7 protein-coding genes are annotated in these 11963 nt (G+C 73.3%); 3 read left to right on the top strand and 4 right to left on the bottom strand.

The window, feature by feature from the left end; all coding sequences use genetic code 11:
- On the bottom strand, positions 1 to 1200 hold the full coding sequence (locus tag CEK68_RS15290; protein ID WP_152239929.1) for a beta-ketoacyl-[acyl-carrier-protein] synthase family protein: 1200 nt from the start codon (positions 1198 to 1200) through the stop codon (positions 1 to 3).
- A gap of 217 nt (positions 1201 to 1417) precedes the next feature.
- Here CEK68_RS15290 and CEK68_RS15285 point away from each other — a divergent pair, with 217 nt between their 5' ends.
- Positions 1418 to 1678, top strand: coding sequence for a YcgL domain-containing protein (locus CEK68_RS15285; protein ID WP_152239882.1), 261 nt, complete (start codon positions 1418 to 1420; stop codon positions 1676 to 1678).
- Positions 1671 to 4988 carry an ankyrin repeat domain-containing protein gene (locus CEK68_RS15280; RefSeq protein ID WP_152239881.1) on the top strand — a complete coding sequence of 1106 codons (3318 nt, stop codon included), beginning with the start codon at positions 1671 to 1673 and terminating at the stop codon, positions 4986 to 4988. Before CEK68_RS15285 ends, CEK68_RS15280 begins: the two co-directional genes overlap by 8 nt.
- A gap of 301 nt (positions 4989 to 5289) precedes the next feature.
- On the opposite strand, the gene CEK68_RS15275 is transcribed toward CEK68_RS15280, so the two are convergent.
- Together CEK68_RS15275 and CEK68_RS15270 are read right to left on the bottom strand one after the other, a co-directional pair.
- Positions 5290 to 7176, bottom strand: coding sequence for a S8 family serine peptidase (locus CEK68_RS15275; protein WP_017914237.1), 1887 nt, complete (start codon positions 7174 to 7176; stop codon positions 5290 to 5292).
- A 63-nt stretch (positions 7177 to 7239) separates the two neighbouring features.
- Positions 7240 to 9585 carry a YadA-like family protein gene (locus CEK68_RS15270; RefSeq protein WP_152239880.1) on the bottom strand — a complete coding sequence of 782 codons (2346 nt, stop codon included), beginning with the start codon at positions 9583 to 9585 and terminating at the stop codon, positions 7240 to 7242.
- 213 nt (positions 9586 to 9798) lie between these two features.
- Between CEK68_RS15270 and CEK68_RS15265 the strand changes: the two genes are divergently transcribed.
- Complete coding sequence (locus CEK68_RS15265; RefSeq protein ID WP_152239879.1) at positions 9799 to 11157, top strand: HAMP domain-containing sensor histidine kinase; 1359 nt, start codon at positions 9799 to 9801, stop codon at positions 11155 to 11157.
- Between the two features lie 59 nt (positions 11158 to 11216).
- Here CEK68_RS15265 and CEK68_RS15260 read toward each other — a convergent pair whose 3' ends face one another.
- Complete coding sequence (locus tag CEK68_RS15260; protein WP_017915915.1) at positions 11217 to 11927, bottom strand: response regulator transcription factor; 711 nt, start codon at positions 11925 to 11927, stop codon at positions 11217 to 11219.
- Positions 11928 to 11963 lie beyond the last annotated feature (36 nt).

The following is an 11963-nucleotide window of genomic DNA, read 5'->3' as shown; positions in this document are numbered from 1 at the left end:
TCATGCGCGGCCGAACAGCAGCGAGCAGTTGTTGCCGCCGAAGCCGAAGGAGTTGTTCATCGCGTAGCGGACCTGTGCATGGGCGGTGGCGAAGCGGATCTGCGGGCCGCAGGCGGGGTCGGGCAGTTCGCTGTTGAGGGTGCCGGGCAACAGGCCGTGGCGCAGCGCCAGCAGGGCGAACACCGACTCGACGATGCCGGCGGCGCCGAGTGTGTGCCCGGTCCAGGCCTTGGTCGAACTGGCGTGCAGGGTCGGCGGAAACAATGCCGCCACCGCGGCCGCCTCGACGCTGTCGTTGGCCGGGGTCGCGGTGCCGTGCAGGTTGAGATACCCGACCTCGGCCGGGTCCACGCCGGCGCGCTGCAACGCGCCGCGCATCGCCAGGCCGGCGCCCAGCCCTTGCGGATGCGGCGCGGACATGTGGTGGGCGTCGCTGGATTCGCCGTAGCCGCACAGCAGCGCCTGCGCCGGCGGCGCGTCGGCGGCATCGGCGCGTTCCAGCAGCGCGTAGCCGCCGGCCTCGCCCAGCGACAGTCCGACCCGGCGCACGTCGAACGGCCGGCATGGTTCCGGCGACACCACCTGCAGCGAGTTGAAGCCGAACAGCACGCTGCCGCACAGCGTGTCCACGCCGCCGACCAGGGCCGCATCGACCACGCCGGCGGCGATCAGCCGTGCGGCCTGGGCGAACACCTTGGCGCTGGACGAGCAGGCGGTGGCGACGGTGATGCACGGGCCGCGCAGGCCGGTGGCGGCGCGCACGAAATCGCCGAGCGAATGCGGGGTGTGCACGATCGGCCGGTCCAGGTCGGCCGGCATGCGCGGACCCTCCGCATCGTGCTCGAGCCGGGTGTAGGCCTCCTCGCTGGCGCCGATGCTGGAGGTGGAGGTGCCCATCACCACCGCCACCCGTTCGGCGCCGTGCCGTTGCGCCGCGGCGGCCACGGCCGCGGCCATGCCGTCCTGCTGCAGGGCGAGCCAGGCCAGGCGGTTGTTGCGGCATTCCCACGCGGCCAGGGCCTCCGGCAGCGCGGCGGTTTCCAGCGCGTCCACCCGGCCGATCCAGCATTCCAGCGGTTGCGGACCGAAGTCGTTGCGACGCAGGCCGCTGCGGCCCTCGCGCAGCGCCGCGGCCTGGGCGTGCAGTCCGCTGCCGAGCGCGTTGGTCGCGGTGTAGGCGCGGATGGCCACCGGGGCCATGCGGGGCGACGAGGACGCTTCGGTCACGCGGTATTCCATACAAGGACAATCGCCGCAGTATATCGACGCATTCGGTCATGCCGTGAAACACCCACGACGCGAACGTGAATAGCGCCCGCGCCCGGATCCGTTCAGCGCAGGGCCGGCGTGCGCTTTCGCCGCTGGCGCATTTCCTCCACAATCGCTTGCCTTTCCACGCCAGGCGCACGCCACGGGCATGCAAGCCTACGTCTACAAAAGCCAACGCAAGCCGGACACCTATCTGTATCTCGCCGCCCGCGACGACTTCGGCCGTCTGCCGCCGGCGCTGCTGGCGTCGCTGCAGCCGCTGGCGTTCGTGCTCGAGGTGGCGTTGACCGCCGAACGCACGCTGGCCCGCGCCGATCCGGCCGCGGTGCGCGCCAACCTCGCCGGCTGCGGCTTTCATCTGCAATTGCCGCCGTCCCTGTCCGGCACCACCGATCGACACGATGACTGACTCTTTCCTCCGCGCGCGTGCGCCGATGCTCGCCGCCGCCCTGGGCGCGGTGCTGGCGCTGGCCGCCGGAATCGGCCCGCTGGCCGCCGCCCTGGGCGCATGGCTGGCGCAACCGGCGTTCGCGCTGGCGCTGTCCTGGCACCGTGGCAGCCGGCCGCGCCCACGCGCGGCGCGCGATCTGGTCGGCGCGGCGGTGCCGCTGCTGGTGCTGTGGGCCGGCGGCATGGCGCTGGTCGCGGTGCTGGTGGCCTGGCCGCTGGCGGCGCTGCACGACAGCGGCAGCCTGGCCGCCGCGTTGGCGCTGAGCGTGGCCGCCAGTGCCGCGCTGCTCGGGCTGTGGCGGACCTGGCCGCTGTGGCACGGCAGCGATGCCGAGGGCGGCCCGCTGGGCGCGCGCTGGCAGGCGCTGGCGCAGCAGGACGTGCAGGCCTGGCGCGGGCTGGCGGTGGCCGCGCTGGTATTGGTGCTGGCCGGGCTCGGCGTGGTGCTGGCCTGGCCGGGACTGCTCGCCGAGGCCGCACGCTGGCCGCTGGCGCTGGCCTATGCGCTGCTGTCGCCGCTGCTGCACGCCGGCCTGCAACGGGTGGCGCCGCCGCAGACGCTGACCCCGCCGGTGTCCTCGGCCGACCTGTTCGCCGAACTCAGCGCCACCGCCGCGCCGCGCGCGGACGAGCCGCCGCCGGCGCAGGACGAACTGCATGCGGCGCTGTACGACGCCGCCCGCGGTGGCCGCGTCGATCGCGCGCTGCAACTGCTGCAGGCCGGCGCCGATCCGCACGCGCTGCCCGCCGCCGAGTGGCGCGACCAGCGCAGCCTGCCGGTGCTGGCCGCGGTGCTGCCGGACCTGCGCCTGTTGCGCGAACTGATCGTGCGCGGGGTCGACGTCAATCGCCCGCACCTGGGCATGACCCCGCTGCTGGCCGCCACCCGCGACAGCTGGCATGGCCGCCCGGAGGCGGTGATGACGCTGCTCGCCAACGGCGCCGATCCGCGCGCCAGCGACGGCGACGGCAACACCCCGCTGCATCACGCCGCGCGCAGCTCCGACCCGGGCGTGGCCGCGCTGCTGCGCGACGCCGCCGCCGAACTGGACGCGGCCAACCGCGACGGCCTGACCCCGCTGGCGGTGGCCTGCCAGGTCGGCAACTGGCGCATGGCCAAGTTCCTGCTTGAGCGCGGCGCCAAGCCGGAGCCGGCCGAGGCCAGCCCGGTACTGCTGGCCGCAGCCGGTACCGAGGAAGACGATCCGGCCGGCGTGCAGTTGCTGCTCAAGCACAAGGCGCGGGTCGACGCGCGCGATCGCCAGCGCCGCAGCGCATTGCACGAGGCGGCGCTGGCCGGCCACGTGGAGATCGTGCAGGCCCTGCTCGGCGCCGGCGCCAACCTGGAAGCGCGCGATGCGCTGGGTCGCACGCCGTGGCTGGAAGCCGCCCGCCACGGCCGCGTGGCGGTGCTGGAACGGCTGCTGCCGCACAAGCCTGACCTGGTTGCGGTCGATGGCGATGGCCGCAACGCGATCCTGCTGGCCTGCACCGCCGACCACGTCGCCCCCGGGCTGATCCGGCGCCTGCTGGAGCTGGGCGTGGCGCCGGCGCAGCCGGACCAGAGCGGCCGCCGCGCCGTCGACCTGGCCGCCGAGGCCGGGCGCTGGGCGATCGTGTCCGCGCTGGACCCGGACTATCCGCTGCCGGCCGCGGTCAGCGACGGTCAGGGCGAGACCGGCCCGGCCGGACTGCCCGACCGGCCGCCGCTGGAACTGCTGCGCGAAGGCCTGCAACTGGGCCAGCCGCGCGACGGCCTGGCCGCGCTGGCGCGGCTGTGTGCGGCCGAGGAACTGGGCGCGCTGCTGCACGAGCCGCCGCTGGCCTTGAACGCGCAGGCGGTGGACTGGCTGCTGGCGCATGGCGCCGAGCCGGAGGTGCTCGATGCCTGCGGCGACACCCCGATGTTCGCGCTGCTCTCGCGCGGCGTGGAGGCGGTGCCCAGCCTGCAGGCGATGCTGCGCCACGGCGTGTCGCCGGCCGGCCGCGGCGGCCTGACCCGCCTGCTCGCCGCCTGCGCGCAGCACGATCACGCGTCGCGCGCGCTGGAACAGTTCGCCCTGGAACTGCTGGAGCGCGGCGCCGATCCGTTCGCGCCGTCGCCGGCCGGCGATCCGCCGCTGTCGCTGGCGGTGCGGCTGGGCTGGCTGCGGCTGCAGCTGCAGTTGCTCGAGCGCGGCGCCGACCGCGAGGCGCGCGACAGCCACGGCATGACCGCGCTGCACCTGGCCGCCGCGCTGGGCCGCGAGGCCTCGCTGAAACTGCTGATCCAGCAGGGCGCCTCGCCGGATGCGCGCGCCGCCGACGGCCAGACCCCGCTCGGCGTGGCCCTGGCCAGCGGCCGCCGCGACCTGGCCGACTGGCTGGACTGGCGCACCTGGCCGCTGCCGCGGCGCCCGCTGCGCGAGGCCGACGTGCCGGCCGCGGCGATGGTCGGCGACGCCGAGGCGATCCGCCGCCTGATCGACCTCGGCCTGCCGGTGGATGCGGTGGACGCGCAGGGCTGCACCGCATTGCTGCGCGCCGCTGGCGGCGGCCATGCCGAGGCGGTGAAACTGTTGCTGTCGCGCGGCGCTGATCTGCAGCACGCCGCGGCCAGCGGCGCCACGCCGCTGTCGGCGGCGGTGAGCATGCGCCAGACCGAGATCGTCGCGGCATTGCTGCAGGCCGGCGCGCAGATCGAACACCGCCTGCCGGGCGGGGTCACCGTGCTGATGCTGGCCTGCGCGCTGGGTCTGCCGGACATCGCCGCGCGGCTGCTGGCCGCCGGTGCCGACGTGCATGCCGGCGACGCCCAGCAACTGGCCCCGCTGCACTGCGCCGCGCTGTACGGCTTCACCGCGCGCGACAAGTCGCGCCTGCTGGCGCTGCTGGACACGCTGCTGCTGGCCGGCGCCGAGGCCGACCGCGGTTCCGCCGGCGGGGTGACGCCGTTGCTGTTGCTGCTGGGCGCGCGCGCCGAACCGGGCACGGCCTGCGAGGAGCCGGTGGTGCTGGCCGGCGTCGAGCGCCTGCTCGACGAGGAGGTCAGCCTGGAGGTGCAGGATCCGCGCGGCTTCGGCCCGCTGCACCTGGCCGCGCTGCACGGCCTGCCGCTGCTGGTGCAGCGCCTGCTGCGCGCCGGCGCCGATCCGGAACTGCGCGATACCTTGAACCGCACCCCGCGCGAGATCGCGGTGATGCGCGGCTTCGTCGACGTCGCCGGGCAGTTCCAGCCGGCGCTGCCGGGAGTGTCGTCGATGGCGCGGTTCCTGCGCGAAAGCCGCTAGCGCTCTTCCTTCTCCCACCGGGAGAAGGTGGCCCGGAGGGCCGGATGAGGGTCGGGCGCCGCCTCGCCTCGCCCATTGCACCGCGCCTCGTGCCGCACCCTCACCCCAACCCCTCTCCCGGTGGGAGAGGGGCTTGCGGTCTCGCGCCGCACCGCCGTGCAACATCCAGCAAAAAAATGCCCGCCGGAAGGCGGGCGAACTGCGTCATGGTAGGCACGTCGCTGCTTTCGGAACCGCTGCGGGAGGTTCTCCTCCCGCGCACGTGGCGCGGCGGCGAACGGCGCCGCCGCGCGATCGGGCGTTACTGCCGCCCGACCAGGGTCAGGCCGCTGTAGCTGCCGCTCAGGCGCACGTAGTAGGTCGTGGCGCTGGACGGGGTGAGGCGCACCGCCTGGGTGGTGCCGGCACGGGTGGAACGCGCGTCGTAGCTGCTGCTGGTCGGCGTCTTGCCCGCCGACACGTACATCGCCACGTTGCCGGTGCCGCCGAAGGTCATGAAGCTGACCACCGTGCCGGCCGCGGCCTGGAAGCTGTACAGCGCATCGCCGCCCTGGCTGCCGATGCCGCGCATCTCCACCTTGTTGACCAGGGTCTTGGTCGGCGGCACGCAGCTGCTGTCTGACGGATCGCACGGCGGGGTGGTGGCCATCTGCAGCAGCATGTCCACATCCAGGATGCCGGCGCCGATCGGCGTGCTGGTGGGGATCGCCACCGGGAACGGCCGCGCGCTGGCGCGCAGCAGGTCGCGCATGCCGGTCCAGCTGAAGGGCGTCTTGGCCACGCTCTGCACCATCGCCACCGCCGCGGCCACGTGCGGGGAGGCCATCGAGGTGCCGGCCATGCCGCCGATCTGCCAGTCGCCGGTCGGGCTCTGGGTGCCGCCGTTGATCACCTGGAAGATGTAGCCGTTCGGGTTGCCGTCGACGTCGCCGCCACCGCCCGGCGCGGCGATGTCCACGCGCGTGCCGTAGTTGGAGTAGCTGGCGCGGCCGCCGTTCACCCGCGAGGCGCCGACGCTGATCACGCCGTTGCAGGAGGACATGGTGTAGGTGGAGGCATTGGCGTTGGAGTTGCCGGCGGCGACCACGATGATCGTGCCCTTGGCGTTGATCTGGTCGATCGCGTCCTGGTAGATCTGCGGGCAGGTGTCCGGCGCGCCGCTGCCCAGGCTCATGTTGATCACCTCGGCCGGGTTCGGGTTGGTCGGCAGGCCGGCCACCGGCAGGCCCGCGGCCCACAGCATGCCGTCGGCGATGTCGCTGCCGAAGCCGCCGCAGGAGCCGAGCACGCGCACCGGCACGATCTTGGCATCGTAGGCCAGGCCGGCCGTGGCCAGGTTGTTGTTGGTGACCTGGGCGATGGTGCCGGAGACATGGCTGCCATGCCACGAACTCGGCGCCGGCGCATTGCCGGACGCGCCCAGCGCGGTGCAGTAGTCGGCTTCCACCCAGTCGCCCAGGTCGTAGCCGCCGGCCACGCGACCGTCCGTGTCGCGGCGCGAGACGCGGTGGTCGGTGATCATGTCGTAGCCGGGCAGCACGTTGGCGGCCAGATCCGGGTTGTCCTTGACCACGCCGGTGTCGACCACCGCCACCACCACGCCCTTGCCGGTGGAGCGGGTCCAGCCCTGCTCGGCGTTGACCCCGCCGACTGGGTCGTGGAAGTTCCACTGCAGCTTGGCGTAGGCCGGATCGTTGGGGGTGGTGGAGGCGGCGGCCGCGATGGCGGCCGGCAGGCGCACGCTGGCCTCGTCCAGGCGCCGGTACAGCCGATCGACCTGCACCGACACCACCGACGGATCGGCCTTCAGCTCGTTGATGAAGGCGGTGCGCTCGCTGTCGCTGAGGTGGCGCGAGGTCTGCACCACATGCCAGCCCGGCACCGCCATGTCGCGCAGCACCTTGGCGCTGACGGCGCTGCGCAGCGTCAGCCCGTTGCTGCCGATCTGCGCGCGCTGCATGCCGCTGCGTGCCACCGCGCTGCTGAGGGTGCTGGCCAGCAGGCTGCGCGCCTGGGTGCCGCCGTCACGGGTCTTGACGATGAAGCGCTGGCCCAGGTCGTTGGCGCTGGCCGATTGCGGCACCGGACCTTGCACACCGCCCAGGCCGATGGTGGGGGAGGCCGCCTGCGCGCCACCGGCGAACAGGACGGCGGCGAGGGCAGCGGCGAGCGTATTGGAAGACATCATCTGCGGATCCTGGAAAGAGAGGTGAGAAGAAGAAAACGGCGGCGCGCGCGGCGCCGCGTGACGTCACAGATCGATGCCCACGCCGATGCCGGCCGAGGACTCGCCGCTGCTGAACGCGCCGCCCAGGCTGAACGAGGCGCGCGCGCCGATCTTGCGGGCGTAGCCGACCGACAGCGCCTGCTGCCCGCCCTGGAAGCCGGCGCCGACCGACACGCGCCCGCGCGGGCTCTGCGTGCCGGCGGCGTTGACCGCCATGTTGAGCATCGCCGCGCTCATCGCGCCGAGCCGGTCCATGCGCCGGTCCATGCCGTCGAGGCGATGCTCGGTGTCGGTGCGCAACTGGTTGAAGCTGTCGTCCAGCGCGGTGATGCGGGTGTTGGTGTAGGCGTTGGCGCTGCTCAGGGTGGCGCTGTTGCCGGCACGCATCTGCGCCACATTGACCGCGTCGGTGTCGGCGCTGCCGGCGGCGACGTTGGCGACCTGGCGTTCGTTGCCGGCGCTGCCCACCGAGACCGTGTTGGCGCGGTTGGCGACCGAGCCCTGGCCCAGCGCCACCGAATTGGCGGCGCTGGCCGAGGCGCCCTGGCCGAGCGCGGTGGCCGAGGCGGCCGAGGCATTGGCGCTCTCGCCGAGCGCGACCGCGTTGGTCGCCACCGCGGCGACGCGGGCGTTGGCGCCGACCGCGGTGCTGCCGTCGGCATTGACCGTGGCGTTGCCGCCGATGGCGGTGTCGTTGGGGCCATAGGCCAGCGCCTGCGCTCCCATCGCCAGGCCGTTGTTGCCGTTGGCGGTGGCCCCGGAACCCACGGCCACGGCATTGGTGCCGGCGCCGGTGCTCGGCGCGCTCGCCGCACCGTCGCCGCCGCCGACGCTGATGCCGCCGGAACCGCCGATCGTGTTCAGGCGGTTGCCGAAGCCGGTCAGGGCGGTGTCGAGCGCGCCCATCGCCGACCCCAGGTCGGTGTAGTGCGTGCCCTGCACCAGGTAATTGCCGCCGATCAGGTTGCCGTTGGCGTCGACCACGCTGCCGGCGCCGAACGCGGCGGCGACGTTGCGCAGCTGCGCCAGGTTGACCGCGTCGGTGTCCATGGTGCCGGCGGCCAGGTTGGTGAGCTGGCGCTCGGCGCCCGCCGCGCCGATGGACACGGTGTTGTCGCGTTCGGCGACCGAACCGGCGCCCAGCGCCACGCTGTTGTTGGTGATGGTCTGCTTGTCGTTGACGAACTGCGAGTTGCCGACCCGCGCGTCGGGGCCGATCGCGATCGACTGGTCGCCGAACACATCGGACTTGGTGCCGATGGCGATGCTGTCGTAGAACAGCACCGGCGTATCGAGGAAGAAGTTGCCGTTCCACACCATGCCCCCGCCCAGGGCCAGGCTGCGGGTGCCGCCGGCCCAGGAGCGGTTGCCGAGCGCGGTGGAGCCGACGCCGCCGGCGAACGCGGCCGGGCCGACCGCGGTGGCGTCGTCGTTCTGGGCGAACGCGCTGGGGCCCATGGCCACGCTGTGGGTGCCCCAGGCGCGTGCGCCGTTGCCGAAGGCGGTGGCCCACTCGGCGGTGGCCTGGCTCTGCGCGCCCACCGCCACGGCGGCGTACTGGTTGGCCACCGCGGTGGTGCCGACGGCGACGGTGCGGTTGGCGCTGGCTTCGGCCAGGGCGCCGACCGCGGTGGAACTGTAGGCCGTGGCCAGCGCGCCGCCGCCCAGCGCGGTGGACAGCGGGCCGGTGGCCTGCGTGGCCTGCATTTGGGTGCCTTCGGCGCCGAAGCCCGGACTCATCTCCTCGCCCACGTCGACGATGCCGCCGACGGCGACGCTGGAGCGGTCGCTGGCGATCGCGCCGGCGCCGGCCGCCACGTTGTACTTGCCGCTGGCCTGGGCGCCGGCGCCCAGCGCGGTGGCGGCCACGCCGGTGGCCGAAGTCTGCTGCAGGATCACCACGCCGTTGGGCTGGTAGGAGAAATCCAGGTCGAGCATGCCGCCGACGGCGGTGGTGGAGACCTCGGTGGCCAGGCTGTTGTGGCCCACCGCCACCGCGTGGTTGGCGTAGCCGACCGCACCGCCGCCGAGCGCGATGGTGCCGGTGCCGACCGCCGAGGCGGCCTCGCCGGCGGCCAGCGCTTCGTCGCCGTCGGCGTCGGCGCCGGCGTTGCTGTCGGCGCTGCCGGTGGCCTTGAAGTAGACGCTGGGGTCGTAGGTGGTCGCGGCCGGCGTGGCGCTGGCGTCGCTGGCCGTAGCGTCGGTGCCGGTGGCGGGTTGGGTGCTGGCGGTCGTCGCGGTGCTGGGGGTGGGCGTCTGCGCCATCGCCGTCGAAGTCAGGCACAGCGCGCAGGCCAGGGCCAGGGTGCTGTACGCGCGGGGAATCGGATGACGGGCGGCGGTGCCGCGCAGGGAAGAGCATGCGTTCATGGCGATCTCGGGCTGAAAAAACGGCAGGGCAGAAGGTGACGTCGGCGGCGCGTGTGCGCCTCCGCATCGGTCTGGAGTGGTCTGGAAACAGCGCCGTCGTCCCCGGGCGTGTTCCGTCATGCGAACTTAGGCCCGCCGTCACCGGCTTGTCACCTGCAAGTTCTCGCATGATCATCATCGGATTCTCACTGAACGGGAATGGAGCACGGCGGCATGGCGAAGGCGTTCTGGAACTGGCTGGGCCGCGCGCCGCTGGTGGACGAGGTGGATCGGCGCAATGCGCGGGTGATCCAGTTGCTGTTGCTGTTCCTGGCGGTGACCATTCCCGCCACGATCGTGGTGGCGGTGGTGCTGGCCTGGCCGGAGCTGCGCGGGCAGCCGCTGCCGCCGGGCATGCTGATTTCGTTGACCATGAGTCTGCTGATCGGGGTGTGCGCGGCGATCGGCTTCGTGCGCGTGCGCCATGGCGCCCTGCGCGGCGGCGTGCGGCTGCTGCTCGGGGCGATGCTCGGCTCGTTGCTGGTCAACGCCGCCATCCACGGCTTCCAGCGGCAGTTGCCGGATCAACTGGCGCAGATGCTGGTGCTGATCCTGGCCGGGTTGGTGCTGGGGCGCCGCGCGCTGTGGGTCACCTTCGTCGCCTTGCTGCTGATGCTCGGCGTCGGCGTGGGGCGGGACGCCCTGGCCGAACTGGCCGGCGCTCCCGCGCAGGCGCTGTTCAACGTGCTGCCGGTGTTGTTCAGTTACCTGCTGGTGGCGCTGCTGCTGGACCGCACCACCGAGGCGCTGCGCGAGAGCCTGCGCGAATCCAACGCGCGCGGCCAGCGCCTGCAGCAGGAGATGCAGGAACGCGAACGCGCACAGACCCAGCTGATCCACGCGCAGAAACGCGAGATCACCGAGCGCATGGCCAGCGGCCTGGCCCACGACTTCAACAACATCCTGGCGGTGATGTCCGGCTTCGCCGCCGCGCGCCACGACGACGACCTGACCAGCGACGCGCAGCGCATCGCACAGCTGGAGGACAGCCTCGCAGCGGTGGAGGCATCGGCCGAGCGCGGCATGACCATCGTGCGCCGGCTGCTGCGCTTCAGCCGCCGCGACGCCGAGCATGTCGAATGCTTCGACGCCGCGGCCGCGGTGGAGGCCTTGCAGCCGATGCTGCGGCAGTTGCTGGAAGCGCGGATCGTGCTGCGCTGCGCGCTGCCGGCGGCGCCGGCGCCGATCCGTTTCGAGCGCAGCCAGTTCGACCTGATGCTGCTGAACCTGGCCTCCAACAGCCGCGATGCGATCGCCGACCGCGGCCATTTCGACATCGCCGTGTCCAGCGAGGACGAGGGCACCGTCATCGAGGTCGCCGACGACGGCCACGGCATGCCGGCGGAGGTGGCCGCGCAGGTGTTCGAGCCGTTCTACAGCACCAAGCCCGCCGACAGCGGCACCGGCCTGGGCCTGGCGGTGGTGCGCGACCTGGTGGTGCGCGCCGGCGGCCGGATCCAGGTGCACAGCACGGTGGGCGTGGGCACGCGCTTCCGCATCGTGCTGCCGCACGCCGATGCGGTGGCGATGTAGCGCCTGCCCGGAAGGTCTGTGCGCCGCGGCGCCGCGGCGCCGCGCGCGCGCGGTGCGCGTCAGCCGGCGGGATCGAAGATGTAGCCCTTGCCGTGCACCGCGGCCAGCGGCAGCGGCTCGCCGCAGCGGCGCTGCACCTTGCTGCGCAGGCGGTGCACCATCGAATCCAGGCGGTGCGCGTCGAAGTCGTACACGCGGTCGGTGAGCGCGGCGATCAAGGCCTCGCGCGCCACCAGCAGGCCCGGTTGCTCGAGCAGGCGCAGGCACAGCCGGCGTTCGCTGCCGGTCAGCGCGGCGGCGGCGCCGGTCGGCGACAGCAGGCACCAGCCGTCCTCGCTCACCTGCCAGCGCCCGCGCGCCGGCGCCGCAGGCGGGCGCCCGCTCACGCGTCGCGCCAGGCTGTGCAGGGTCGCGGCCAGCAGGTCGATTTCCACCGGCTTGGACAGATAGGCGTCGGCGCCGCCGGTCAGGCCGCGGATGCGGTCCTCGGTCTGGCCCAGACTGGTCAGCATGACGATGCCCAGGTCCGGGTATTGCAGGCGCAGCGCGCCTGCCAGGGTGAAGCCGTCGGTGTCGGGCAGGCCGACATCCAGCACCACGATCTCGGCGCCCTCGCGCTGCACCCGCTGCTGCAGTTCCGCGCCGGTGCCGCAGCCGTCGGCGGCGAAGCCGAAACGGCGCAGGCCCGGCACCAGGATGCGATCGCGCAGTATCGGATCGTCCTCCAGGACCAGAGTGCGCAGGGCGGCGGCAGCGGGATCGGAAGTCATGCGCAGCCGCAGTGTAGCCGCAGCCGGCCGCTTGCG

It is taken from the genome of Xanthomonas sp. LMG 12461 (assembly GCF_009192935.1).
In the GTDB taxonomy this organism is placed as follows: Bacteria; Pseudomonadota; Gammaproteobacteria; order Xanthomonadales; family Xanthomonadaceae; genus Xanthomonas_A; species Xanthomonas_A sontii.
This window is presented reverse-complemented; position numbering and strand designations above follow the sequence as displayed.

Bases quoted from the DNA above. Each gene is read 5' to 3' on its own strand.
- CEK68_RS15290 (WP_152239929.1), bottom strand. From the start codon at position 1,200: ATGGCCCCGGTGGCCATCCGCGCCTACACCGCGACCAACGCGCTCGGC.
- CEK68_RS15285 (WP_152239882.1), top strand. From the start codon at position 1,418: ATGCAAGCCTACGTCTACAAAAGCCAACGCAAGCCGGACACCTATCTG.
- CEK68_RS15280 (WP_152239881.1), top strand. From the start codon at position 1,671: ATGACTGACTCTTTCCTCCGCGCGCGTGCGCCGATGCTCGCCGCCGCC.
- CEK68_RS15275 (WP_017914237.1), bottom strand. From the start codon at position 7,176: ATGATGTCTTCCAATACGCTCGCCGCTGCCCTCGCCGCCGTCCTGTTC.
- CEK68_RS15270 (WP_152239880.1), bottom strand. From the start codon at position 9,585: ATGAACGCATGCTCTTCCCTGCGCGGCACCGCCGCCCGTCATCCGATT.
- CEK68_RS15265 (WP_152239879.1), top strand. From the start codon at position 9,799: ATGGCGAAGGCGTTCTGGAACTGGCTGGGCCGCGCGCCGCTGGTGGAC.
- CEK68_RS15260 (WP_017915915.1), bottom strand. From the start codon at position 11,927: ATGACTTCCGATCCCGCTGCCGCCGCCCTGCGCACTCTGGTCCTGGAG.